Below are 25,464 nucleotides of genomic sequence, written 5' to 3' on the forward strand. Positions count from 1 at the left end.
AGCACCGCGCCGGGCGCGCGCCGGTCAGGGAGTGCGCGTGCGGGTCGACCACCACGCCCAGGCCACCAGCACCGGCTGGCCGAGCAGCCGCAGCGCGCGCTTGGTGTCGGTGTCCAGGCCGAAGGCGTCGCGGTGCTGGGTGTACTGGGCGATGTTGCCCGGCGCGATCGCGGTGAAGAAGGCCGCGGCCAGCGCGCCGATCCGGCGCTGCTCGCGCGGCAGGCCGACCAGGATCGCGCCGAGACCGACCTCCACCACGCCGGACATCAGCACGACGTCGTCCACGTCCAGCGGCACCCACGGCGGCACCTGGGCGCGGAACTCCTCCCGCGCGAACGTCAGGTGGCTGGTGCCGGCGAACACCAGCGTGCTCCCCAGGGCGATGCGGGCGATCGAGCGCAGGCGGGTCTGGTCGGGCACGGGTCCTCCACGGATCTGGTCGGGACGGCGGGCGCGAGGATGCGGCGTTCCCGACGGGTCGGTCCGGTGCTTCCCCTCCCGGGGGCGCGACCGAAACCCGGGTCCGGCCGAGGCTCTTGACCTTGACGCAGCGTCAGGGCACGACGCTGCCGCCATGACCACGACACCAGCCATCGAGATCGCCGGGCTGACCAAGTCCTACGGCGACTCCACCGTGCTCGCGGGCGTCGACCTGACCGTCCCCGCCGGCACCGTCCTCGCCCTGCTCGGCAGCAACGGCGCGGGCAAGACCACCACGGTGCGCATCCTGTGCACCCTGCTCCGGGCCGACGGCGGCACGGCCACCGTCAACGGGTTCGACGTCGCCACCCAGCCCGCGCAGGTGCGCGGCTCGATCAGCCTCACCGGGCAGTTCGCCGCCGTCGACCAGCTGCTCACCGGCAGGGAGAACCTCGTCCTGGTCGCCCAGCTGCGGCACCTGACCGAGCCGGGCCGGGTCGCCGACGACCTGCTCGCCCGGTTCGACCTGAGCGACGCCGCCGGACGCCGGGTGTCGACGTGGTCGGGCGGCATGCGGCGCCGCCTGGACATCGCGATGAGCCTCATCGGCGACCCGCCGGTGCTCTTCCTCGACGAGCCGACGACGGGGCTGGACCCGCAGTCCCGGCTGGAGGTGTGGGCGACCGTGCGGGAGCTGGCCGGCCGCGGCACCACGGTGCTGCTCACCACCCAGTACCTCGACGAGGCCGAGCACCTCGCCGACCGGATCGCCGTGCTGCACCAGGGCCGGATCATCGCCGAGGGCAGCCTCGCCGAGCTCCGGCAGCTGCTCCCGCCGGCCACCGTCGAGTACGTGGAGAAGCAGCCGTCCCTGGAGGACGTCTTCCTGGCGATCGTCGGCGGCGGCCCGCAGGAGGAGACGCAGCGATGACCACCACCTACGTCGTCCGCGACACCACGACGATGCTCAAGCGGTCGCTGCGGCACGTCCTGCGCAGCCCGGACACGATCATCACCACGGCGGTCACGCCGATCACCATGCTGCTGCTGTTCGTCTACGTCTTCGGCAGCGCGATCGAGGTCGGCGCCGGGGACTACGTCGACTACCTGCTGCCCGGGATCCTGCTCATCACCATCGCCTCCGGGATCGCCTACACCGCCTTCCGGCTCTTCACCGACGTCTCCAGCGGCATCGTCGAGCGGTTCCAGTCGATGCCCATCGCCCGGTCTGCGGTGCTCTGGGGCCACGTGCTGACCTCGGTGGTGGCGAACCTGGTCTCCCTGGTCCTCGTCGTGCTCGTCGCCGTGGCGATGGGGTTCCGCACCGGCGCCGGGCCGCTCGCCTGGCTCGCCGTCCTCGGGATCCTGGTGCTGTTCACGCTGGCGCTCACCTGGCTGGCGGTGATCCCCGGGCTGACCGCGACGTCCCTCGACGGGGTGAGCGGGTTCTCCTACCCGCTGGTCTTCCTGCCGTTCATCAGCTCGGCGTTCGTGCCGACGGCGGGCATGCCCGGCCCGGTGCGCTGGTTCGCCGAGCACCAGCCGGTCACCCCGATCGTCAACACCCTGCGTGCGCTGTTCGCCGAGCAGCCCGTGGGCGACGACGGGTGGGTCGCGGTCGCCTGGTGCGTCGCTCTCCTCCTGGTGGCCTACGCGCTCGCGGTGCGCACCTACCGGCGGAAGATCGGCTGACGACGACGAGGGAGGGGGCTCACCCGTGCTGACCATCAGCCAGCTCGCGTCCTACGCCGGGGTGACGGTGCGCGCCGTCCGGCACTACCACGCCACGGGCCTGCTGCCCGAGCCCGAGCGGGACTCCTCCGGGTACCGGCGCTACGACGCGGCGGCCGTCGTGGAGCTCATCCGGATCCGGACCCTGGCCGAGGCGGGGGTGCCGCTGGCGCGGGTCAGCGAGCTGCTGACGGCCGGCGAGGAGGAGTTCGCGGCGGCGGTCGAGGCGGTCGACCGCCGCCTGCGCGCCGAGATCCGCGACCGCCAGCGGCACCGCACCCGGATCGCGCAGCTCACCGCGGGGGAGCGCCTGGTGCTCCCGCCGGTGGCCGTCGCCTACCTCGACCGCATGCGCGAGCTGGGCTTCCCCGAGCGGCTGATCCGGATCGAGCGGGACAGCTGGATCCTGATCGCGGCCCGGGTGCCCGAGCAGGTCGAGCCGATGATGGCGATCAAGCACGCGCAGCTCGAGGACCCGACGCTGCGCCGGCTCTACCTGGACGTCGGGGAGCTGGCCGACTGCGGGCCCGACGACCCGCGGCTGCCGGAGCTCGCCGACCGGGTGGAGGCGTTCCTCGCGCAGGCGACCACGGTGTCCGCCGGTGCTGAGGAGCAGCCGATCAGCGAGGACCTCGTCGCGCTGCTGGACGCGGCGTTCGTGCAGTCCTTCCCGTGGGCGTCGCGGCTGCTGCAGATCCTGGAGCGGCGCGGCTACACCGGCTGGACGAACATCCGGCGCACCTGCCCGACCGTCTGACCGTCCTCCGTTCGGAGGCTCGCTCCGCTGGCCGGTGGACCTCCTCGCGCCGCTGACGCGGCGGAGCATCCCGACCCCTGGTCCCGTCCGTCAGAGCACCGGCGCCGCCCGCGGGTCGATCAGGCTCACGGGGGCGCCGTGCCGGTGCGTGACCGGAGCCGACAGCATCCCGGCGATCGCATCGGACAGGAAGTCGCCGACCGCCTGCCAGGCGGGGTCCGTGCCGTCCCGCGCCGCCTGGGTCTCGACGTCCGCGCACGACGCCGAGACGATGCGGGTCATCAGCCGGGTCCGCCCGATGACCACGTCCCCGTCGAGGTGGCCGAGCCGCGTGACCACGGAGTGCGCGATGGCGGAGGCCGACTGCGCCAGGCCTGCGGACTCGCGGAGCAGGGTCGCGGTCGTGGGGTCGTGCAGTGCCTGGGCGAGGAAGCGTGCGCGGCTGGTGGGCTGGGGCAGGTCGGCCAGTGCGTCGGTGAACGGGACCACCAGGCTGCGGACGTCGCCCAGGACGGAGTCGGAGCGCGCGAACATGGCCTGTCGCGGCGGCTCCAGCGCGGCGAGGTGACGGGTGATCAGCGCCTGGAGCAGCCCGACCCGGCCGTCGAAGTAGTAGCGCACCGCTGAGTGGTTGGTGTTGCCGGCGGCCTCGGCGACCTTGCGGTCGGAGACCTGGGCGAGGCCGGACTCGGCGAACAGCCGCTCGGCCGCGTCCAGCAGGGCCGTGCGGGCGGCGTCGGACCGTGCCACCAGAGCGTCTCCCCGTCGATCGTCGTCCGATGTGATGCGCGTCAAGCTAGCTGGTCGCTGACTTTATAAGTCACTTGACTTACATTCAGGTCGTCTCACTTCCGGGCGCACGCGCCCTGGCTCCGCCGGCGCAGCCGGGGCCGATCCGCGTCCGATGCTCGCCCCGCCCTCACCTGGAGCACTCGCATGGAGCCCGTCGCCGCGTCCACCGCAGCCGGTACCGCCACCTCCACCGCAGCCGGTCCCCCTGTGGCCGGTGCACCCATCGAGGACCGGAAGACCCGCATCGCGCGCTACGTCTTCCTCTTCCTCATCCCCTTCCTCATGGTCACGATGATGTACGCGACGTACGTCGGCACCATGCACGCGCCGCACCCGCGGGACATGCCGGTCGCCGTGGTCGGGATCGGTGCGGAGGCCGAGGCGGTCGTCGACTCGCTCGCCGCCGTGCCGGACGACGTCGTGGACCCGCGTCCGGTCGGGTCGGCGGCCGAGGCGGTCGCGCTGCTCGAGAGCCGTGAGGTCGTCGGCGCGCTGGCGGTCCCGGAGCAGGGGACCGACGCGGCGACCCTCTACACCGCGAGCGCGGCCGGGCCCTCGCAGGCCACGACCGTGCAGCAGTTGCTCGCACCGATCGCCGTGCAGCAGGGCTGGACCATCGAGTCCGAGGACGTCGCCCCGCTGGACCCGGGTGACTCGTCGGGCACGGCGGTGCTGTTCGCCGCGATGGGCATGATGCTGGCCGGGTACGTGCCGCTCAGCGTGGTCCTGCTGGGCCTGCCGCACCTGCTGGCGGTGCGGCGGTTCGTGCCGGTCCTGCTCGGCTGGGCCGCCGGGACCAGCGCGCTGATCTGGCTGATCCTGGGGCCGGTCGTCGGTGCCGTGGACGGGCACTTCCTCGGCTTCCTCGGCGTCGGCATGCTGGCCGTCGGCGCGGTCGGGGCGGCCCAGCTGCTGTTCACCAAGCTGATGGGGCCTCTCGCCGTCCTCATCGGCATGCTCCTCTACGTCGTGCTGGGCATGCCGGCCTCCGGTCTGGCGCTGTCGGTCGACGTCATGCCGGGCTTCTTCTCCTTCCTGCACGGGGTGCTGCCGCTCCCGGCCGCGGGGGAGGCGCTGCGGTCGCTGGTGTACTTCGACGGCGACGGGCTCGGCAGGCACCTGCTCACGCTCGCCCTCTGGCTGGTGGTCGCGCTGGGGCTGTCCCTGCTGAAGGAGCGGAAGAGCGGGCTGGCGGTGCCGGGCGCCCCGCCGGTCAGCGGCCCGGACGCGCCGCTGCCGGCCCTGGCCGGCGGCCCGGTGCGGTCGCTGCGCGTCCGCTACGCCGCCGCAGTGGCGTTCCCGCTGTCCATCCTGGTCATGGTGGTGGGCCTGATGAGCTTCGCGATGCACGAGCCGACGGTGCGCGACCTCCCGGTCGCCGTGGTCGGCGCGACGGAGGAGCAGGCCGCGCAGGTCGCCGACGGTCTGCAGTCGAACCTGGGGTCCATGGTCGACGTCCAGGTGGCCGGCTCGGTGGACGCCGCGACGGACGCCGTCGTCGAGGGTGAGGTCGTCGCCGCCTACGTGCTCCCCGCCGGCCCGGGGGAGGAGGCCGTCCTCTACACCTCGGCGGGAGCCGGCGTCAGCCAGCAGAGCGTGGTCCGCGCGGTGTTCGGCCAGGTCGCCGCCGGGCAGCAGGTGCCGCTCACCGAGACCGACCTGACCCCGCTCACCGACTCCGACACCATGGGCAGCAACAGCATGTACGTCGGCATGTCGTGGATCATGGCCGGCTTCCTCATCATGGCCGTCTTCCGCGGCGGCGCACCTGAGCTGCGCCGGACGCGGCAGTTCCTCCCGCACCTCGCCGGTTGGTCGATCGGGATGGCGCTCTGGCTGTGGCTGCTCTACGACGTGATCATCGGGGCGGTCAACGGGAACGCCTGGCAGATGATCGGTTTCGGGGCGGCGACGATCTTCGCCATGGCGGCCGTGACCGGCGTCCTCACCCGCACCCTGGGACTGGCCGCGATCGTGCCGGTGATGGTGGTGCTGATGCTCGCCGGTGTCCCCGCCTCGGGCGGTGGCCTCTCGCTGTACATGGTCCCCGAGCTCTTCCGCGGCCTGTCGGACGTGCTGCCCCTGCCGGCGGCGGTGGACGCGGCGAGGTCGCTGGTCTACTTCGACGGCGCCGGGGTCGGCCGGGACCTCCTGGTCATCGCGATCTGGGGTGGCGCCGGTCTGCTGCTGAACCTCGTCGTGGACCGGTGGCTGCGGCGCCGGGAGGACGGCACCGGCCTCCCCGGTCCGGACGGCCGCCCCTCGCCTCCCGGTGCGGCGGACGAGGACCCCGACCGGGGCGACGCCGACCGCGACGACGCCGACCGGCTGGAAGGTGCCGGGGCGCGGTGAGGGCGACGGGCTGGACGGCGACCTGCCGTCCAGCCCGGGCCGGGTACGGGACGGGTCGGCGTTGAGCCGGCCCGGCCTCGGTGGACTCAGACGCAGCGGGGGGTCCGGGCGCCGAAGGCCCAGCGCAGTGCGACGAAGCGGATCAGCCCGATGGCCCCGGTGACGACGGCGACGGTGGCGAGGTCGCCGAGGGCGCCCCTGCCGGGAGCGACCGTGGCGACCCACCCGAGGGCCGCCGAGGTCGCCACCATGCCGGCCAGCGCCAGGCCGCCCCCCTCCCACTGAGCGGTGTGCCAGCTGACCCGGCCGCCGGCCCGGAACGTGAGCCGGCGGTGGAGCTCGTTGGCGACGACCGAGGAGGCGAGCGCCCCCACCAGGTTGGCCGCCTGGGCCCCGGCGCCCGCGGTGAGCAGGAAGAGCAGGGCGTACAGGACGTTCGCCAGGCCACCGACGGCCACGAAGCGGAAGAACTGGCCACCGCCGTCGTCCCGGCTGAGCCGGCGCACCAGCCGGTCCGCAGCGCGGTGGACCGGCACGACGAGCACGCGCCCGGTCGTCCGCTGGTCGCTCGCGCTGGTCACGGGGCCGTCGTCCCTCCGGCTGGACCAGCGCCGGTCGCCGGTCGAACACCACTGAGCCTGCCCGGCCCGGCGCTGCCGCACGTCGTCCTGAGGGACCGTCGTGGAGTACTGCGTCCGTGGTAGCCGGCTGCTACTGCGGGCTGATGCCCGCCCGGATCGCGAACGCGACCAGCTGCGCCCGATCCCGGGCCCGGACCTTGGTCATCGCCCGGTTGGCGTGCGTCTTCACGGTGAACGGGGAGAGGAAGAACCGCTCGGCGATCTCGGCGGCGTCGAGACCGGCGGCGATCGCGGCGACGACCTCGCGCTCGCGGGGCGTGAGCCCGGCGAACCGGGCGGCCATCGCCGGGTCGACGTCGACCGGGCGCTGCTGCACGACGTGCTCGACCACCGCGCTGACCGCGCTGGGGGAGAGGGCGCGGGCACCCGCGGCCACGGACAGGATCGCGTCGGTCAGCTCGGTGGGCCCGGCGCCCTTGCTGAGGAAACCGTCGGCGCCGGCCCTCAGTGCCTGCAGCACGTTCTCGTCCTGGTCGAAGGTGGTCAGCACCAGGATCCGGAGCTGCTCGGCGGGCCGGGTGAGCCGGATCCGCCGGGTGGCCTCCACCCCGTCGATGCCGGGCATCCGGATGTCCATCAGGACCACGTCGGGACGTGCCTCGTCGAGCTGCCGCAGCACGGCGAGCCCGTCCCCGGCCTCCGCCACGACCTCCAGCTTGGGATGGGCGCCGATGATGGCGCGCAGCCCGGCGCGGATCATCTCCTGGTCGTCGACCAGCATCACCCGGGTCACCGCAGCGCCCCGTCGAGGACGGGCAGCTCGGCCCGGACGACGAAGCGCCCGTTGTCGACCGTGACGTCGAGCCGGCCGCCGGCGGCGGAGGCCCGCTCCCGCATCCCGATCAGCCCCCGCCCGGCCCGGTCGACGTCGGCCTGCGGTCCGACGTCGTTCACCGCCTCCACGGTGACCGTGGGGCCGGAGACGTCGACGGTCAGCCGCACGCGTCCGCGGCTGTGGCGCTGGGCGTTGGTCAGTGCCTCCTGGGTGATCCGGTAGGCGGCCGCGCTGATCTGCGGCGGCAGCTCACGGGACAGGTCGCCGAGCACGGCGTCCACCTGCAGGCCCGCGGCGCGCACCTTCTCGACCAGGTCCGGGACGTCCCGGTGGCTGGCCACCGGACCCGGATCGGTGCCATCCGTGCCGGTGTGCAGCACCCGGAGGATCTCCTGGGTCTCGGCCAGCAGTGACTTCACACTGCCCCGGGCGGCGGCGAGGTGCTGCCGGGCGGGTCCGGCAGCTGCGGGCAGCTGCACCTCCGCCGCGCCCAGGTGCATGCTCACCACCGCGATCTCGTGACCGAGGGTGTCGTGCAGGTCCCGGGCGATCCGCAACCGCTCCTCCGCGACGCTGCGCTGCACGGCGGCGTCCCGACCCGCGACCGCCTCGTGCGTGCGGTCCTGGAGCGCCGCCCAGTACTGCTGCTGGCCCCGGATGGCACTCCCGGTGGCTGCCGCCGCGAGGGCGGCCGCCCCGGCGATCCAGGCGATCGGGTTCCCCGCGCCGAACGAGCCTGCGGCGAGGCCGACGGCGAGGAAGTTCGCGAGACCGACCACCGGCCCGCTCAGCAGGCCGGAGACGCCGCGCAGGGTGAGCAGGAACGTCCCGAACACCGCGACCTGCCACATCACGAGCGGCTCGGCGCCCGCGGCGTGGGCGACCAGGGGACCGAGGGCCAGCAGGCCGATGCCGGCCAGCGGCCACCGGTAGCCCAGGACGACGCCGGCGGCGCTGAGCAGCAGCGCAGCCAGGCCACCGGGACCGTGGTCCGCGAACGGCACGGTGGCGATGCCCGCCGCGAACGTCGCGCCGATGACGACCGGGGTGCTGACCTCGAGCAGCCGGGAGCGGCGCATCCACACCGGGGGACGGGGCATGTCCCCCGCTCGCGAGGTGGACCCGGTCACCGGTCGATCCTCGCACCGAACGGCTCGCTCCTGCTCCCGACAGGCGGCAGCGCACGCTGCTCCTCCCCGGCGGGGAGCGTTGCGGCGACCACGAAGCCGCCGGCCTGCGGTGCTGCCACCCGCAGTGCCCCGTCCGCCGCCAGCACCCGCTCGTGGGTGCGGCGGAAGCACTCGTCGAGGGAGCGCGCCGGCCGGCGCGCGGAGCCGCCGTCGGCGACCCCGCTGACCACGAGCACGTCCAGGTGCCGCGCCGACCAGGTGAGGGACAGGGAGAGACCAGCACCGGGCGTGCGCGCCGTGGCGGCCGTCAGCGCGTCCTGCGCCAGCTGCCGGACAGCGAGCTCGCCGAGTGCGGAGAGCGGTCGCTCCTGGCCCACCACCGAGATGCGCAGGGCGGCGCCGTCCGCGCGGAACCGGGCGAGGAGTCCGCCCGGCCACTCGGAGGGCAACGGTCCAGGCAGCACGGAGCTCCTCTCGGGAAGGGGACGTCGTCCACCGGTCATCGGACGTGCACGGCCGCCGGCCCGGTCGCGTGGTGCGACCGGGCCGGCAGTGGTGTTCAGCGCTGACCCGCGGTCTCGAGCTCCGGGACCGTCGGGTCCTCGGCCGGTGTGGCCGACGGCCCCTCGATGGACACCCGCGGGGTGATCCGCTCCGCCCAGCGCGGGTACCACCAGGTGCCTGCGCCGACGCGGTGCATGACCGCGGGCACCAGCACCAGCCGGACGAGGAAGGCGTCGACCAGGACGGCGGCGCCCATGCCCACCCCGAGTTCGGCGATGATCCGCTCACCGGAGAACCCGAAGGCGGCGAACACGCAGGCCATGATGACGGCGGCGGTGGCGATCACCCGGCCGGTCTCGGCCATGCCGACCCGGACGGCGCGGCCGTGGTCGCAGGTGTGCGTCCACTCCTCGTGCATCCGGCTGACCAGGAACACCTGGTAGTCCATCGACAGCCCGAAGACGATGCCGACGACCATCACCGACACGAACGGCTCCACCGGTGCCGCCGAGCCCACCCCGAACAGGGCCGAGCCCCAGCCGAACTGGAAGACCGCGGTGACGAGGCCCAGGCCCGCGGCGATGGACAGCAGGTTGGTGACCGCGCCGATCAGCGGCACCAGCACGCTGCGGAAGGCGAGAGCCAGCAGCACGAAGCCCAGCACGGCGATGATCGCCAGGTAGACCGGCAGCTTCGACGTCAGCGCCTGGGCGAAGTCGATGCCGCTGGCGGTGCTGCCGCCGACGTACACCTGCAGGCCGGTGCCGTCCTCGGCGGCCGGGACCACGTCCTCGCGCAGTGTGGTGACCAGGTCGGCGGTCTCCTCGGCCTGCGCGGTCGACGCCGGCGTCACGGTGATGACGCCGATCTCCTGCCCGGCGGCCGGCGGTGGCGCGCTCACCGAGGCCACGTCCTCGACGGAGGAGAGCTGCCCGGCCAGGGTGGTGAACGCGGCGCGCGAGACGTCGTCGGGCGTCTGGCCGACCAGCAGCAGCGGAGCGTCGAACCCAGGACCGAAGCCCCCGGCCATCGCCTGGTGGTACTCGTGGGTGTCCGAGCCGGCCGGGTCGCTGCTGGCGTCGGCAGTGCCCAGTCGGATGCTGAGTGCGGGCGCGGCGAGCAGCACGACCAGCGCGGCCGCGACGACGCCCAGGATGGCCGGACGGCGCTGGACGGCGGTGGCCCAGCGGGTCCACAGGCCGCCGCCGGGCTCGGTGACCGGCTCGCCGGCGGCCAGGGCGCGGCGCTGGCGGCGGCCGAGCACCCGGTTGCCCAGCACGGCGAGCAACGCGGGCAGCAGGGTCAGTGCGGACAGCACCGTGAACCCGACGGTGACCGCCGCACCCAGCGCCATGCCGGTGAGGATGCCGATGTCCAGCACGGTCATGCCCAGCAGCGCCACCACGACCGTGGCCCCGGCGAACACGACGGCCCGGCCGGAGGTGTCCACGGCCTGGGCGATGGACTCCCGTAGCGGCAGGCCCGACAGCAGCGCCTTGCGGTGCCGGTTGACGATGAACAGCGCGTAGTCGATGCCCACTCCGAGCCCGACGAGGGAACCCATGGACAGCGAGTAGCTGGGCAGGTCGATGACGTTGGAGCCGAGCAGGACCACCAGCGCGGCGACGCCGACCCCGGCGACGCCGGTGACGATCGGCAGCACGGCGGCCCACACCGACCGGAACACCAGCAGCAAGATGACCAGTGCGCAGAGCACCCCGATGACCTCGGCCGGTCCGCCGGCGCTGAACCCGGGGTCGAAGGCGGACCCGCCGGTCACGGCCAGCAGGGTGTTGCTGTCCAGGGAGTCGGCGAGCTCGGTGATCTGCTCGACCTCGGCGTCCTCGGTCACGGTCACGGTCGCGTAGGCGATCGTGCCGTCGGCGCTCACCTGGGCGGCACCGGCCGCGTCGTAGGGGCTGACCACCGACTCGACCCCGGGGGTCGCGGCGATCTGCGTCAGCACGTCCTGCACCTGGGTGACCACGGCAGGATCGGTGACCGGGACGCCGTCGGTCTGCCAGACCACGTTCCCGGTGCTGGTGGCGTCGTCGCCGGGGTCCGCGCCGGCCTGAGCCAGCAGGGCGTAGGCGGTGCTGGACTCGCTGTCGGGCAGGTCGGTGGAGTCGGTGAACGCCGATCCGATCCCACCCACCGCTCCGCCCAGGCCGACGAGCGCGACCAGCCACAGGGCGAGCACGGCGAACCGTCCTCGCGCACACCATCGAGCAAGAGCAGACACGGCAGGTCCTCCGGGGTCGGTCAGGCAACTGCAGTGAGCTTCGGCCGCTGGACCTCCCCGGACGTCGTCCACGGGGACCGATCACGACTACTGCGATCGCAGTAGCGACCGGCCCGGGGATGCGGCGTCCGGCTCGACGTGTCGTGGGACCGCGAGGTCGTGGTCTGTGCTGGCCGGGTGCGCGACCCGGTTCTCTGCCGGTCGACCCGGGGCCTCCTCGGCAGCTGGGCCCTCGGGCGCCTGCGCACCGCAGCGCAGGCCGCGGCCGGACGTGGCGCCGCCCTGCACCGATGCGCAGCGGGTTGCCGTCGGTCGTCCCGGCGTCGGACGTGAGGGCCGCGACGCCCGCCCCAGCACCCCGCGGACCTCCGGGATGCTGGAGGAGGAGGCGTCAGGGGAGGGGCAGCAGGGCGCGCACCCGCGCGACGGCGGGTGCGATGTCGCCGGGATCGGCAGCGGTGACCACCACCCCGAAGACCATCCGCCACGCCAGGAGGACGTCGGCCGGGGTGAGGCCGGCCGCCACGGATCCCGCCTCCTGCGCCCGCGGCAGGGTGGCCTCGACCAGCTCCAGGAGCCGAGCGTTCCCGCGGTACCCCGGCAGCTCCTGGCGTGCGTCCAGCACCATCTCCACGAAGGCGGACGACTCGACGGTCAGCTCGACGAGCCGAGCCCAGAGCCGGGGGAACGCGTCGGGCCCGGGATCGGCGGCGACGGCTGCCAGCTCGGTGAAGTTGTCCTCGAAGACGGCGAGGGCCAGGTCCAGCCGGGTGGGGAAGTGGCGGTACAGGACGCCCTGACTCACCCCTGCCTCGCGCACGATCGTGCTGAGCGGCACCCGGTAGCCGCGTTCGGCCATCACCCGGCGTGCCGCGGCGAGGATCGCCCGGCGGTTGTCGCCGGCCGCCGCGGGACCGCGGTTGACGGCGCCAGCACGTATGACCATGCTCACACCCTAAGCATCCGGACAACACTGTCCGGTGGGAGGGGGCAACGGCATGACCACGGCTGACGGGACGACGCAGGACGAGACCTTCGACGTCGTGGTGGTGGGCAGCGGTGCTGCCGCGTTCGCCACCGCGCTCGGGGCGGTCGACGAAGGGCTCAGCGCGGTGCTGCTGGAGAGCACCGACAAGTGGGGCGGCAGCACCGCGATGTCCGGGGGCGGCATGTGGCTGCCGGACAACCCCCTCATGGCACGTGCCGGGGTCGGCGACTCCCGGGAGGAGGCGCTGACCTACCTCGCGGCGACGGTGGGCGAGGAGGGTGTGGCCGCTTCCCGGGCGCGGCAGGAGGCCTTCGTCGACGGAGTGGCGGACTTCGTCACGACGGCCGAGCGGCACGGCATGCGCTTCGCCCGGGCCACCGACTACCCCGACTACTACCCGGAGCGCCCGGGCGGCAAGGTCGGGCGCTCGATGGAGGTCGAGCCGCTGGACTCCAAGGCGATCGGGGACTGGTGGCGGACCCTGCGCAACGCGGTGCCGCTGCCGGCGAAGACCGACGACGTGTGGCTGCTCGGCCGGGCCTGGTCCACGCCGGGCGGGTTCGTCCGTGGTGCGCAGTTCGTCTTCCGGGCGCTCGGCGGGGTGCTGCGCGGTCAGCGGCTGGCCGGCATCGGCGTCGGCCTCGCCACGTCGTTCTGCAAGGCCGTCGTGGTGGACCAGGGAGTTCCGCTGCGGCTCAACTCAGCCCTGGAGGACCTGGTCGTCGAGGACGGCCGCGTGGTGGGCGTCCGGGTCCGCCGCGACGGCCGGGCGGTCACCATCCGTGCCCGCCGGGGCGTGATGCTGGCCGGTGGGGGCTTCGAGCACAACGTCGACTGGCGGCAGAAGCACCACGGCATCGACGGGGCGCCGTCGGGCAACCCGGGCAACGTCGGGGGCCCCATCGCGGTCGCCCAGCGTGCCGGTGCGGCCGTCGAGCTCATGGACGAGGCGTGGTGGGGCGGGTCGATCGCGCCGCTCCCCGGGACGGCGCCGGCCTTCATCGTGGGCGAGCGTTCGATGCCGTACTCGCTCATGCTCGACGCGCACGGGGACCGGTTCGCCAACGAGTCCGAGTCCTACGTGGACCTCGGTCACCACATGCTCGCCCACGACAAGGACGGCCCGTACTGGCTGGTGGCCGACGCCCGGCACGCCCGCCGGTACCTGCGGACCTTCGCCCTCGACCCGCGGGCCAACAAGGCGATGCGCAAGGCCGGCATCATGGTCAAGGCGCGCAGCGTCGACGAGCTCGCCCGCGGGCTGGGTGTCCAGCCGGCTCGACTGCGCGCCACCCTCGAGCGGTTCAACGGCTTCGCCCGCGCCGGCAAGGACGGCGACTTCGGCCGGGGCGACTCCGCCTACGACCGCTACTACGGTGACCCGACCGTCCGGCCCAACCCGTGCCTGGGCCCGCTGGAGAAGGCGCCGTTCACGGCGTTCCGGGTCGTGATCGGCGACCTGGGCACCAAGGGCGGGGTGGTCACCGACGGTGATGGCCGGGCCCTGCGCGAGGACGGGTCCGTCATCGAGGGTCTGTACTCGGCCGGCAACAACTCCGCGTCCGTGATGGGTCGCACCTATCCCGGGCCGGGCTCGACCATCGGCCCGGCTGCGGTGTTCGGCGTGCGTGCCGCCCGGCACATGGCCGGCTCGCGAAGCTGACCCCCTGTCCACCGGCGTCGTCGGCCGGGCCGGCTGCCCGAGGAGGAGAACGCATCGACCCGTGACAGCTGCCCGTCGGGCCGCAGTCACCCCCCGCACGCCGGGCTCGACGATCTGAGCCCGGCGTGCAGGGCGGCCGGGTTCGCCGCGCTGGAACGGGAGCTGACGCTGCGGATCCGCCGGTCCCGGGGTGGTGCAGGGCCGGCTGGGCAGTCAGGTGGACCCCGGCCTGGACAGCGGTCGCTGCGCTCTGATGCTGCGGTGGGACGCCAGCGGGCCGGCGCGGGCCACCGACCTCGTCGCCCGGCTCGGCATGGACATGAGCACGGTGAGCCGGCAGGTCGCCTCGCTGGTGGCGCTCGGGCTCGTCGAGCGGGTGCCGCACCCGGGCGACGGTCGGGTGCGGCCGTCGTCCATCTCGGCGGAGGGCAGCGCCGACCGGTCCGGCTGAGGGCGCTCCGGCGGGCCAGCTGGCAGGCCGACCTGGCCGACCCGGGCCGGGTGCTCGCCGCCGCATGACGGCCCGGCGGGAGCCCCGGTACGGCACCCGGCGGCCGGGCGGCGCGCGGCAGGACCGCCGGGCGTGTGATGCTCACCCCAGGACTCGCTCTCTGCAACGACGCGGAAGACCCGAGGTGCTGGATGGAAGCCGACCTGCCGGCGCTGGACGCGGACGCCGTCGTCCCGGTGTTCTTCCTGTCCGACAGCACCGGGATCAGCGCCGAGACGATGGGCAACGCGCTGCTCATCCAGTTCCCCGACGTGCACTTCGAGCGCACCCTGATCCCGTTCATCTCCTCGGTCGAGGAGGCCCGCGCGGTGGTGGCCCAGCTCGACGAGGCGATGACCGGCCCGGTCACCCCGCTGGTCTTCACCACCGCCGCGGTCGACGAGGTGCGCGAGGAACTGCTGAGGACCAAGGCCCCGATCATCGACTTCTTCGGCATCCACATGGACCGGGTGGAGGCCCAGCTGGGCACCCGCGGGCTGCGGGAGGCCCGCCGGCTGCACGGGGTGGGCGACGTCCGGCGGTACAACAGCCGGATGGCGGCGATCGAGTTCGCCATCGAGCACGACGACGGCCTGAGCCCCCGGGGCCTGGACCGGGCCGACGTCGTGCTGCTGGCGCCGTCCCGGTGCGGCAAGACACCCACCGCCATGTACCTGGCCCTGCAGCACGGCCTGTTCGTGGCCAACTACCCGCTGGTCGACGAGGACCTGGAGACCACCGACCTGCCCCGGCCGGTGAAGGACCTGCGCGACCGCTGCTTCGGGCTGACCACCACGGTCGCCCGGCTCAGCCGGGTCCGGCAGGAACGGCGCCCGGACTCCCGGTACGCGTCGGAGGACCAGTGCCGCTACGAGCTGCGCCGGGCGACGGCGATGTACGAGCGGCACTCCCTGCCCACGGTGGACACCTCGGCGGCCTCCGTCGAGGAGATCGCCGCCGTGGTGATCCAGACCCTGGCCCGGCAGCGGCGCAGCTCCGAGGGGCAGCCGACCGGCCGACGCCCACCCTCCGGTCATGACCTCCGGCGAGGAAGGACACCCCGACCATGAGCACCGACACCGCACCCGAGGCACCGGCCGGCAGCGGCGACGAGGCCGACAACGTCCGCTGGTTCGCCGAGCTGGGGCTGGGCGACCTGGAGGTCGTGGGCGGCAAGAACGCCTCGCTGGGCGAGATGATCTCCCACCTGGCCGACGCCGGGGTCAGCGTCCCCGACGGCTTCGCCACGACGGCCGCGGCCTACCAGCGCTTCCTCGGCGACACCGGGCTGGCCGCCCGGATCGCCGACCGGCTGCGCACGCTGGACACCGACGACGTCCGGGCGCTGTCCGCCGCCGGCACGGAGATCCGCCGGGCGGTGGTCGAGCAGCCGTTCCCGCCGGCGCTGGAGGCCGACATCCGGACCGCCTACGAGCGCCTGGCCGGGGACGACGCCGAGGCCTCCTTCGCGGTGCGGTCCAGCGCCACGGCCGAGGACCTCCCCGACGCCTCCTTCGCCGGCCAGCAGGAGACGTTCCTCAACGTCCGCGGCATCGACGCGGTGCTGCAGGCCGTCCGCGAGGTCTACGCCTCGCTCTACAACGACCGGGCCATCGCCTACCGCGTGCACCACGGCTTCGACCACGAGTCGGTGTCGCTGTCGGCGGGCGTGCAGCGGATGGTCCGCTCGGACGTCGGGGCGTCGGGCGTGCTGTTCACCATGGACACCGAGTCCGGCTTCCGGGACGCCGTCTTCATCACCTCGGCCTACGGGCTGGGCGAGGGCGTCGTGCAGGGGGCGGTCAACCCGGACGAGTTCTACGTCTACAAGCCCGCCCTGCGGGCCGGGCGGCCCGCCGTCCTCAAGCGCGGCGTGGGGGAGAAGGCCACCAAGATGGTCTACACCTCCTCCGCCGAGGTCGGCCGGACGACGGAGTTCGTCGACGTCGACCCCGCCGACCGCCGGAAGCTCTCGCTCACCGACGACGAGGTGCTCGAGCTGGCCCGCCAGGCGCTCAAGATCGAGGAGCACTACGGCCGGCCGATGGACATCGAGTGGGGCAAGGACGGCCGCACCGGTGAGCTGATGATCCTGCAGGCCCGCCCGGAGACGGTGCAGTCCCGCGCCGGCACCACCTCCGAGCGCTACCGGCTCACCGGCACCGGGGACGTCGTGGTCGAGGGGCGGGCGATCGGGCAGAAGATCGGCGCCGGCGCGGTCCGGGTGCTCGGCGACCTCGACGAGATGGACTCCTTCACCCCCGGCGACGTGCTGGTCGCGGACATGACCGACCCGGACTGGGAACCGATCATGAAGCGGGCCTCGGCGATCGTGACCGACCGCGGCGGCCGTACCTGCCACGCGGCGATCATCGCCCGCGAGCTGGGCATCCCCGCCGTCGTCGGCACCGGCACCGCGACCCGGGCCCTGCACGACGGCGACCCGGTCACCGTCTCCTGCGCCGAGGGCGACACCGGCCTGGTCTACGCCGGGGAGGTGGGCTTCGAGGTCGCCGAGACCGAGCTGGAGGCCATGCCGGAGATCCCCACCAAGATCATGATGAACGTGGGGACGCCGGAGCAGGCCTTCGCCTTCTCCCGGCTGCCGCACGCCGGCGTCGGGCTGGCCCGGCTGGAGTTCGTGATCAACCGGCAGATCGGCATCCACCCCCGCGCGCTGCTGGAGCTGGAGACCCTCGAGCCGGAGCTCGCGGCGGAGATCACCGAGCGGATCGCCGCCTACCCCTCGGCACGGGACTTCTTCGTGCAGCGGGTCGCCGAGGGCGTCTCGATGATCGCGGCGGCGTTCGCGCCGGAGCCGGTGATCGTGCGGATGAGCGACTTCAAGTCCAACGAGTACGCCAACCTGCTCGGCGGCGAGCGCTACGAGCCGCACGAGGAGAACCCGATGCTCGGCTACCGCGGGGCGTCGCGGTACCTGTCGGCCGACTTCGCCGACTGCTTCGCCATGGAGTGCGAGGCGCTCCGGTACGTCCGGGACGAGATGGGCCTGACCAACGTCAAGATCATGATCCCGTTCGTCCGGACGGTGGCGGAGATCGAGGGCGTCGTCGCCCTGCTCGGCGAGCACGGCCTGCGCCGCGGCGAGAACGACCTGTCGGTGGTGATGATGTGCGAGCTGCCGTCCAACGCGCTGCTGGCCGGGGAGTTCCTCGAGCACGTCGACGGGTTCTCCATCGGCTCCAACGACATGACCCAGCTGGTGCTGGGCCTGGACCGCGACTCCAGCCTGGTGGCCGGCAGCTTCGACGAGCGGAACCCCGCCGTCCTGGCGGTGCTGGAGATGGCGATCAAGGCCTGCCTGGAGCGCGGAAAGTACGTCGGCATCTGCGGGCAGGGCCCCAGTGACCACCCCGATCTGGCCGAGTGGCTCGTCGCGCAGGGGATCGAGTCGATGTCGCTGAACCCGGACACCGTCGTCGACACCTGGCTGCACCTCGCCCGGACGTCGCGCCCGGCCTGACCGGGGCGGCGCCCGGGCTCAGGCGGTCGGGAGGAGGGCCGCCCAGACGTGCTTGCGGGGCCCGACGACGACCCAGCCCACCGTGGTCGACAGCCGGGCGATCAGGTGCAGACCCAGACCGCCCTGGGCCGGGTCGCGGTCGACGGCCGGCACGGGCGGACGGTCGGGGCGGGCGTCGCTGACGTCGATCAGCCAGCCCGCGCCGCACTCGTCGACCCGGACCTGCACGGGGGCGCCGCTGTGCCGCAGCCCGTTGGAGGCCAGCTCCTCGAAGGCCAGCAGCAGCCGGTCGACGTCGTCCTCGCCGGCGCCCCCGGGCCCGGCGTGGTCGGCGAGACCGGCCCGGAGGTCGTTGCGGGCCGACGTCAGCTCGGCCGGCCGGGTGATCTGCCAGCTCCAGCTGGTCCGGGGCGCGGTGACGGCGGGGAGCGGGCGCTGCACCCAGGGCCCGGGCGGTTCGGTGCTCATCGCTCCCACGTGGCGTCGAGGAGTCCAGGGCGCGGGCCCGGCGAGCAGCACATGCCCCGTCCATCGGCAGCCGGACCGCGGGGGGTGACGGCCACGGCGGGGGACACCGGCATCAGGGGGTGGTCAGGCAGGCCCACACGTGCTTGCGCGCCCCCGCCACCACCCAGCCGTGCGCCGCCGCGAGCCGGGCGATCAGGTGCAGGCCCAGCCCCCCGTACGCGGGGTCGCGCCCCACGGCCGGCACCGGCGGGCGGTCGGGGCGGGCGTCGCTGACGTCGATGAGCCAGCCCGAGGGGCACCCGGTCACCACCACGACGACCGGCTGGCCGCTGTGCCGCAGGCCGTTGGAGGCCAGCTCCTCGAAGGTCAGCAGCAGCCGGTCGACGTCGTCGGCCTCGGCGCCCGGCGGCAGCCCGTCGCCGGCCAGGTCGTCGCGGAGTGCGCCGCGGGCCGCGGTGAGCTGCGCCGGACGGTCGATCTCCCAGCGCCACGTCCGGCCGGCTCGGTCGCCGAGGTCCGGCAGCGGGGTCTCCTGCCAGGGCTGGGTGCTCATCTGCTCCGTCGCGTCCGTGGGGGCCTCTTCTCGGCCAGTGCCCCCAGAGGACCACAGGAGTCGTGCGGGCGCTGACCGGAGCGGCGTGGCCACCCGGCCGCGGGCCCGCCCTCCGGCGCCCGAGGGGCACCGGAAGGGCGATCTGCCCCGTACAGTCGGCTGGCCATCGGGACGTGCGGCGTCGTGTCCCCGCCACGGAAGGGACACGTGCCCAGCTCACTCCCGCCTGCTCCGGCAGTGCCGGCCGGGTCCGACCCGGCATTCGAACGCTTCGCCCGGCTGGTCCGGCGGCAGCTGCGCGTGCCCGTGGCGCTGGTCACCTTCGTCTCGGCCGACGAGCAGGTGTTCCCGGGCGCCCTGGGGCTGTCCGAGCCCTGGCAGTCCACCCGCCGCACGCCGCTGAGCCACTCCTTCTGCCAGCACGTCGTGCGCTCGGCCGAGCCGCTGGTCGTCTCCGACGCCCGCCTCGACCCCCTGGTCGCCGACAACCTGGCCATCCCCGACCTGGGCGTCATCGCCTACGCCGGCATCCCGCTGACCGACGCCGACGGGCGCGTGGTCGGGTCGCTGTGCGCCATCGACAGCCGCCCGCGCGAGTGGTCCGAGGACGACCTGGCGGTGCTGGTCGACCTGGCCGGTGCGTGCAGCTCGGAGTTCCAGCTGCGCAGCGCGCAGCGCCGGGCGGCGGACGCCGGTGCGCTGGCCGAGGAGTCCTCGGCGGAGACGCGGCGGCTGCTGGCCGACCAGGAGATCGACCGGTCCCGGTGGGCGCTGGCGCTGCAGGCAGGCCGGGTCGGCACGTTCGACCTGGACCTCGCGACCGGCGAGCTCGCGGTGGACGACCGGCTGCTCGAGCTGTCCGGGATGACCCGGGCCGGGTTCAGCGGTCGCCCCGAGGACGTCTACGCCCACGTGCACCCCGACGAGCTCCCCGACGTCGTCGCCCGGGTCCAGCGGGCGATCCGGACCGGCGGCGCCTACGACGCGGAGTACCGGGTCGTCCTCCCCGACGGGGCGGAGCGGTGGGTGTCCGCCCACGGGCAGGTGGCGGGCGGCGAGGACGGCACCTCGGCGCGCCTCGTGGGCGTCGTGCACGACACCACCGCCCGGCGCCGGAGCCTGGAGCTCGCGGTGCAGACCCTGGAGTCGATGGCCGTCGGCTACCTGGCGATGGACGGCGACGGGCGGGTCAGCTACGTCAACGGGGAGGCCGAGCGCGCCCTCGGCCGCCCGCGGGTCGAGCTGGTCGGCGGCGTCGTCTGGGAGCTGTTCCCGGCGACGCTGGGCACCGCCTTCGAGGCCGGCTACCGCAGGGCCGCCGAGACCGGCCGGCCGTGCACCTTCGACGCCTGGTACCCCGAGCCGCTCAACGCCTGGTACGAGGTGCGGGCGAACCCCGAGCACGGCGGGGTCGCGCTGTACTTCACCGACATCACCGAGCGGGTGCGCGTGCAGCAGCGCAGCGACCTGCTGGGGGAGGTGTCCCGCGAGCTGAACAGCATGCTGGACCCCGAGCAGGCGGTCGCCCGGCTGGCCCGCCTGGTCGTGCCGGCCCTCGCCGACTGGTGCGTGGTCACGCTCGTCGACGACGACCAGCAGGCCGGCAGCCGTCGGGGCCTGCGCGACGTCGGCTGGTGGCACGCCGACCCGGCGCTGCTCCCGGTCGTGGAGGCCTACGCCCGCGAGCGCATCCCGGCCCTGAAGGACACGTCCTTCGTCAGCCGGGTGCTCGTGACCGGGCGCCCCGCCACGGTCCCCGCGGAGGCCACCGAGCGGATCCAGGCCGTGCTGCTGCCCGGCCGGGCGCACGACCTCCTCGGTGAGCTGACCCCGGAGTCCTTCGCCATCCTCCCGCTGCCTGGCCGCGACCGGACCGTGGGCCTGCTGAGCCTCTTCAACGGCGGGGCCCGGGCGCCGATCTCGGCGGCCGAGCTGCAGGTGGCCGCTGACATCGCCGGCCGGGCCGGCCTGGCCCTGGACAACGCCCGGCTGTACCGGCAGCAGCGGCAGCTGGCGGAGGGCCTGCAGCGGTCCCTGCTGACCGGGCCCGCCGTCCCCGACCACGTCCAGATCGTCGTCCGCTACACCCCGGCCGCAGAGGCGGCGCAGGTCGGCGGGGACTGGTACGACGCCTTCGTGCAGCCCGGCGGCAGCACGATCGTCACCATCGGTGACGTGCTCGGCCACAACACCGAGGCCGCCGCCGCCATGGGCCAGCTGCGCTCGATGCTGCGCGCGATCGCCGTCACCACCGACGCCCGCCCCGCCGAGGTGCTGACGCGGGTGGACGAGGCGATGGCCACCCTGCAGACCCGGACGAACGCGACCGCCGTCGTGCTGCGCCTGGAGCAGACTGCGGAGCAGGCCCAGCGGGGCACCAGCACCGTCCGCTGGTCCAACGCCGGGCACCTGCCGCCGATGGTGATCGCCCCCGACGGCACGGTGCTGTCGCTGAGCGCGCCGCGGGCGGACCTGCTGCTCGGGGTCGACGACACCGCCCAGCGGCGGGAGCGGGAGGTCGCCCTCGACCCGGACGCGGTGCTGCTGCTCTACACCGACGGCCTGGTCGAGCGGCGCGACTCCGACCTCGACGCCGGCCTCGAGCGGCTGCGCGACGCGCTGGCCGACCTCGCCGGGCTGGACCTCGAGGAGCTGTGCGACCAGCTGCTGGCCCGCCTGCTGCCGGACGACGTCGACGACGACGTCGCCCTGATCGCCCTCCGGCTGCGCCCGCACGGCCCCCCGGCCTGAGGGTCAGGCACCGGCGAAGGGCAGGAGCCGGGGCGGGAGGCCGCCCGTGCCCGCCGGCCAGGGCGCGCGGTCACCGCTGCGCGCCTTGGCCACGTACATGGCCGCGTCGGCCCGGGCGATGAGCGCCGCCGGCTCGTCGGCGTCCGCCGGGAAGACGGCCGCGCCGGAGCTGGCGCTGATCCGCAGCGTGGCCCCGGCCAGCTCGAGGACGTCGTCGAGGGCGGCGTCCAGGTGCTCCTGCACCCGGCGGACCATCTCCTCGGCCGGCGGCCGGCTGCCGTCGTCCGGCTGAGCGCCGCCGGCCGCGGGGAGCCCGGCCAGGACGACGAGGAACTCGTCGCCGCCGAGCCTGCCCAGCAGGTCACCGGCGCGGACGGCGGAGCGCAGGCGGCCGGCGGCCCAGACGAGCGCGGCGTCGCCGACGGCGTGGCCGTGGTGGTCGTTGATCGTCTTGAAGTCGTCGAGGTCCAGCAGCACCGCCGCCACGCTGCCGCCGGTCCGGCGGGCCCGGCGCAGCTCCAGGTTCAGGTGCTCCAGCACGTGGGCCCGGTTGGGGAGCCCGGTGAGCTCGTCGTGGTGGGCCAGGTACGCCGTCCGTCGTTCCCGGTCGACCCGCGCGGTGACGTCCAGCTGACTGCCGATGAGGTGGGTGACCTCGCCGCTCCCGTCCCGGACGGCGCTGATGTGCAGCTCGTTCCAGAACGCCGAGCCGTCGCGCCGGTAGTTCAGCAGGACCGCGTCGACGTCCCGGCCGGCGACCAGCCGCCGCCCGATCGGGTGCACCTGGTTGCGGTCGGTGTCCGCCCCCTGCAGGAAGCGGCAGTTGCGGCCGAGCACCTCCTCCTCCGTGTAGCCGGTCATCCGCAGGAACGCCGCGTTCGCCCAGACCAGCGGGAGGTCGGGCAGGCGGGCGTCGGCGATGACGACCCCGTTGCTGGCGACCGAGACGGCCCGGAGCACCAGGTCCGGGAGGTCGGTCTCGGCGACCCGCGGCACCGGGCCGCCGGCGGCGACGGCGCGGGGCGCCGACGGCGTCGTCCCGGTGGTCGCCGGGCGGGTCCGCTCCAGCAGCATGCCGGCCGCCTCCAGCGCGCGCGGCCGGTCGTAGGTCAGCACGTAGTCCAGTCGCCGACCGCCCGTGCCGCCCGGCCCGGGCTCGTCCTCCGGCACCTCCCGGGCCGCCAGCGCCGCGGCGAAGTGCGGGCTGACCACCGTCACGACCCACTGGTCGGTGAGCGGGTCGCCCGCATCGAGGGCGGTGCCGACCACGCCCGGGACGGGCTCGTCGGGCATCCCCGGTCCCGTCACGGCGGTCAGGGCGGTGAGGCGGCCGAGCGTCTCGTACCGGCGGCGGGTGCGCCCGCTCATCAGGTCGGCGTGCTGGAAGTTCGCGAGGACGACGGTCTGCTCGTCCAGCAGGAGCGCCTGGCGCTCGATCTGGCGGGTCATCGAGGCCAGCAGCGGCACGCCGGCGCGCTGGGCGTCCGAGGCGGCGGCGAGGACCGCGTACGGGGTGGCCGGACCGGACCCGTCGTCGCCCCGCGCCGGGGTGACCGGCCGCAGCGGCAGGGCGCGCATGCCGGTCGCCGGCAGGGCCCCGGGGCGCCCGAACATCCAGCCCTGACCGAGGCGTGCCCCCATCGCCAGCGCGCGGTCCAGGTGCTCCTGGGTCTCGATGCCCTCGGCCAGCACGAGCGCGCCGGAGCGCTCGGCGTCGGCCCGGACGGCGTTGACCACGGTGGCGGCCTGCAGGCTGGTGTGGCCGCGCACCAGGGCCAGGTCGAGCTTGATCACGTCCGGCCGCAGGAACGAGATCAGGGCGAGCCCGGCCGGCTCGGCGCCGACGTCGTCCAGCGCCACCCGCCAGCCGACCTCGCGCACGCCCCGCACGCCGCGGACCAGGTCGGCCGGGCGTTCGAGCAGGTCCCGCTCGGTCACCTCCAGGACGACCTGCACCCCGGCCGGGACCAGCTCGGCGAGGGCGGCCAGGTCGGCCGGGGACAGGGTGGACAGCGTGGCCGGCTCGATGTTGACGAACAGCGTGGCCGGCTGCTCGGCGCCGGCGACCCCGGACAGCGCGGCGCGCAGACAGGCGGCGTCCAGCGCGGCCGTCGTCCCGTCGAGGGCGGCCGCGGCGAACAGCTCGCCCGGGGACTCCAGCGGCCCGGGCTCCCCTCGGGACAGCGCCTCCACCGCCACCAGTGCGCCGTCGGACAGGTCGACGATCGGCTGGAACAGCGACCGCACGGTGTGCCCGCGGCGCACCCGTGGCGTCATGCGCCGAGCCTCGCACGCCGGGCCGGTCGGCGCGGGTCCTGCGTCGCACCCGTCTCCGGGGTGGCCCGGGGCTCCGCCGGGCCGGCGCCGGAGTTCACCACCCCGAGGCACCCGGGATGCCGCCCGGACCCCCGGTTCCGGGATGCTGTGCTGGTCAGCCTCGCGCAGCGGGCGCGGCCCCGGCCGGGGTGCTGGCCAGTGACGAACGACGGAGGAGACCCCCATGCCGGTTGACCAGTTGCTGGACGAGGCGACGCGGATCGCCGACGCGCTGCTCGACGTCCAGACCCGGGTCAACGCCCAGATCGACGCCGCGCTGACCGACCTGCTGCCCGGGGTCCAGCAGCGGCTCGGCGCCGCACCCTCGGGAGACGTCGACGTGAGCGACCTGGGGAACGCGCGGATCACCGGCCTGAGCGTCGTCGTCACCCCGGCCGCGGTGGCCACCGTCGTCCCGCTGTCGGCGGAGTCGGCCACCACGACCCGGGACGCGCGTCGCGCCACGACCGCCATCGTCGGCGGGGCCGACGACCGGCTGGCCGTCATCGCCGGCCCCTGCTCGATCCACGACCCGGCCGCCGCCCTGGAGTACGCCGCCTTCCTCGCCGACATGCGGGCACGGCACGGTGCGGACCTGGAGATCCTGATGCGGACCTACACCGAGAAGCCGCGGACCGAGGTCGACTGGAAGGGCTTCGCCTACGACCCGTTCCTGGACGGCTCCAGCCGGATCAGCGTCGGCCTGGTCGCCACCCGGATGCTGATGGGCCGGATCACCGCGCTGGGCGTCCCGGTGGCCGCCGAGCCGCTGAACGCGCTCACCCCGCAGTACGTCGACGGGCTGGTCACCTACAACGGCGTCGGCGCCCGCAACGTCACCGACCAGACCGCCCGGGAGCGCGTGTCCGGCTTCTCCTCCGTCGTCGGCTTCAAGAACTCGCCGGAGGGCAGCGTCGACGTGGCGATCCAGGCCGTGCTGACCGCGCGGGCGCCGCACGAGTTCCTCGGCGTCGATCACCACGGCGTGAGCGCCCAGCTGTCGACGACCGGCAACGACACCGGCCACGTCATCCTGCGGGGCGCCAAGGACGGCCCCAACTACTCGGCCGCGCACATCGCCGCCACGAAGCGGGCGCTGGCCGCCCGCGGTCTGCCGGAGGTCGTGGTCGTCGACGCCTCGCACGGCAACAGCCAGAAGGACCACCGCCGCCAGGTCGACGTCGTGCGCGACCTGGCCGGGCAGGTCGCCGGCGGCGAGCAGGCGATCCGCGGCGTGATGATCGAGAGCAACCTCGTGGCCGGGCGGCAGGACCTCGACCGCCGGCACCCCGAGCGCCTCGAGCACGGCAAGAGCGTCACCGACGCCTGCGTCGACCTCGGCACCACCGAGGAGCTGCTGGCGGAGCTGGCCGAGGCCTCCCGGGCGCGGCGCGCGGCCTGACCGGC

Annotated in this window: 21 protein-coding genes; 10 read left to right on the top strand and 11 right to left on the bottom strand. The window is 74.4% G+C overall.

The annotated features are described in order from the left end of the window. Nucleotides 1-24: 24 nt before the first annotated feature. Nucleotides 25-420, bottom strand: a complete 396-nt coding sequence (locus tag FB380_RS15270) for a DoxX family protein (protein WP_208382871.1) — start codon at nt 418-420, stop codon at nt 25-27. Nucleotides 421-574: 154 nt separating this feature from the next. Between FB380_RS15270 and FB380_RS15275 the strand changes: the two genes are divergently transcribed. Genes FB380_RS15275 through FB380_RS15285 form a run of 3 tightly spaced genes read left to right on the top strand, consistent with a single transcriptional unit; the run spans nt 575 to nt 2,908 of the window. Next, nucleotides 575-1,351 carry an ABC transporter ATP-binding protein gene (locus tag FB380_RS15275; RefSeq protein WP_166755781.1) on the top strand — a complete coding sequence of 259 codons (777 nt, stop codon included), beginning with the start codon at nt 575-577 and terminating at the stop codon, nt 1,349-1,351. Further along, nucleotides 1,348-2,112, top strand: coding sequence for an ABC transporter permease (locus FB380_RS15280; protein WP_166755782.1), 765 nt, complete (start codon nt 1,348-1,350; stop codon nt 2,110-2,112). Before FB380_RS15275 ends, FB380_RS15280 begins: the two co-directional genes overlap by 4 nt. A 25-nt stretch (nt 2,113-2,137) precedes the next feature. Continuing rightward, entirely contained in the window at nt 2,138-2,908 is a 771-nt protein-coding gene (locus FB380_RS15285) for a MerR family transcriptional regulator (RefSeq protein ID WP_166755783.1), read from the top strand. A gap of 90 nt (nt 2,909-2,998) precedes the next feature. Here FB380_RS15285 and FB380_RS15290 read toward each other — a convergent pair whose 3' ends face one another. Then, nucleotides 2,999-3,658, bottom strand: a complete 660-nt coding sequence (locus FB380_RS15290; protein ID WP_166755784.1) for a TetR family transcriptional regulator — start codon at nt 3,656-3,658, stop codon at nt 2,999-3,001. 186 nt (nt 3,659-3,844) lie between these two features. Between FB380_RS15290 and FB380_RS15295 the strand changes: the two genes are divergently transcribed. Next, nucleotides 3,845-6,052 (top strand): ABC transporter permease, encoded by a 2,208-nt coding sequence (locus FB380_RS15295; protein ID WP_166755785.1) that lies wholly within the window; start codon nt 3,845-3,847, stop codon nt 6,050-6,052. 86 nt (nt 6,053-6,138) lie between these two features. On the opposite strand, the gene FB380_RS15300 is transcribed toward FB380_RS15295, so the two are convergent. The 6 genes from FB380_RS15300 to FB380_RS15325 all read right to left on the bottom strand — a co-directional run bounded on the left by FB380_RS15300 (nt 6,139) and on the right by FB380_RS15325 (nt 12,290). Further along, nucleotides 6,139-6,633 (bottom strand): GtrA family protein, encoded by a 495-nt coding sequence (locus FB380_RS15300; protein WP_229681906.1) that lies wholly within the window; start codon nt 6,631-6,633, stop codon nt 6,139-6,141. A gap of 130 nt (nt 6,634-6,763) precedes the next feature. Then, nucleotides 6,764-7,426: a response regulator transcription factor gene (locus tag FB380_RS15305; protein ID WP_166755786.1), complete on the bottom strand. Its 663-nt coding sequence runs from the start codon at nt 7,424-7,426 to the stop codon at nt 6,764-6,766. Next, nucleotides 7,423-8,598 carry a sensor histidine kinase gene (locus tag FB380_RS15310; RefSeq protein ID WP_166755787.1) on the bottom strand — a complete coding sequence of 392 codons (1,176 nt, stop codon included), beginning with the start codon at nt 8,596-8,598 and terminating at the stop codon, nt 7,423-7,425. The genes FB380_RS15305 and FB380_RS15310 overlap by 4 nt, the downstream gene beginning before the upstream one ends. Then, nucleotides 8,595-9,062, bottom strand: coding sequence for an ATP-binding protein (locus FB380_RS15315; RefSeq protein ID WP_166755788.1), 468 nt, complete (start codon nt 9,060-9,062; stop codon nt 8,595-8,597). Before FB380_RS15315 ends, FB380_RS15310 begins: the two co-directional genes overlap by 4 nt. A 95-nt stretch (nt 9,063-9,157) precedes the next feature. Beyond that, entirely contained in the window at nt 9,158-11,302 is a 2,145-nt protein-coding gene (locus tag FB380_RS15320) for an MMPL family transporter (RefSeq protein WP_208382872.1), read from the bottom strand. Nucleotides 11,303-11,735: 433 nt separating this feature from the next. Continuing rightward, nucleotides 11,736-12,290, bottom strand: a complete 555-nt coding sequence (locus FB380_RS15325; RefSeq protein ID WP_166755790.1) for a TetR/AcrR family transcriptional regulator — start codon at nt 12,288-12,290, stop codon at nt 11,736-11,738. 52 nt (nt 12,291-12,342) lie between these two features. On the opposite strand from FB380_RS15325, the gene FB380_RS15330 reads away from it, so the two are divergent. The 4 genes from FB380_RS15330 (at nt 12,343) to ppsA (ending at nt 17,969) form a co-directional block, all read left to right on the top strand. After that, a complete protein-coding gene (locus tag FB380_RS15330; protein WP_166755791.1) occupies nt 12,343-13,995 on the top strand; it encodes an FAD-binding protein in 1,653 nt (550 codons plus the stop codon). 190 nt (nt 13,996-14,185) lie between these two features. After that, entirely contained in the window at nt 14,186-14,446 is a 261-nt protein-coding gene (locus tag FB380_RS24805; RefSeq protein WP_166755792.1) for a MarR family winged helix-turn-helix transcriptional regulator, read from the top strand. 191 nt (nt 14,447-14,637) lie between these two features. Next, on the top strand, nt 14,638-15,555 hold the full coding sequence (locus FB380_RS15340) for a pyruvate, water dikinase regulatory protein (protein ID WP_166755793.1): 918 nt from the start codon (nt 14,638-14,640) through the stop codon (nt 15,553-15,555). Further along, a complete protein-coding gene (ppsA, locus tag FB380_RS15345) occupies nt 15,552-17,969 on the top strand; it encodes a phosphoenolpyruvate synthase (protein ID WP_166755794.1) in 2,418 nt (805 codons plus the stop codon). The genes FB380_RS15340 and ppsA overlap by 4 nt, the downstream gene beginning before the upstream one ends. Nucleotides 17,970-17,987: 18 nt before the next feature. Here the strand turns inward: ppsA and FB380_RS15350 are convergent, their stop codons facing one another. Both FB380_RS15350 and FB380_RS15355 read right to left on the bottom strand, forming a co-directional pair. Beyond that, entirely contained in the window at nt 17,988-18,437 is a 450-nt protein-coding gene (locus tag FB380_RS15350; RefSeq protein WP_166755795.1) for an ATP-binding protein, read from the bottom strand. Nucleotides 18,438-18,549: 112 nt separating this feature from the next. Beyond that, on the bottom strand, nt 18,550-18,990 hold the full coding sequence (locus FB380_RS15355) for an ATP-binding protein (RefSeq protein WP_166755796.1): 441 nt from the start codon (nt 18,988-18,990) through the stop codon (nt 18,550-18,552). A gap of 237 nt (nt 18,991-19,227) precedes the next feature. On the opposite strand from FB380_RS15355, the gene FB380_RS15360 reads away from it, so the two are divergent. Next, nucleotides 19,228-21,741, top strand: a complete 2,514-nt coding sequence (locus FB380_RS15360; RefSeq protein WP_166755797.1) for a SpoIIE family protein phosphatase — start codon at nt 19,228-19,230, stop codon at nt 21,739-21,741. Nucleotides 21,742-21,744: 3 nt separating this feature from the next. Here the strand turns inward: FB380_RS15360 and FB380_RS15365 are convergent, their stop codons facing one another. After that, nucleotides 21,745-24,018, bottom strand: coding sequence for a diguanylate cyclase domain-containing protein (locus FB380_RS15365; protein WP_166755798.1), 2,274 nt, complete (start codon nt 24,016-24,018; stop codon nt 21,745-21,747). Between the two features lie 223 nt (nt 24,019-24,241). Here FB380_RS15365 and FB380_RS15370 point away from each other — a divergent pair, with 223 nt between their 5' ends. Next, the gene (locus tag FB380_RS15370; RefSeq protein ID WP_166755799.1) at nt 24,242-25,459 is read left to right on the top strand and encodes a 3-deoxy-7-phosphoheptulonate synthase; all 1,218 of its coding nucleotides are present in this window, start codon (nt 24,242-24,244) and stop codon (nt 25,457-25,459) included. Nucleotides 25,460-25,464 lie beyond the last annotated feature (5 nt).

Origin of the sequence: Modestobacter marinus, assembly GCF_011758655.1 — a bacterium.
GTDB classification, from domain to species: Bacteria; Actinomycetota; Actinomycetes; order Mycobacteriales; family Geodermatophilaceae; genus Modestobacter; species Modestobacter marinus.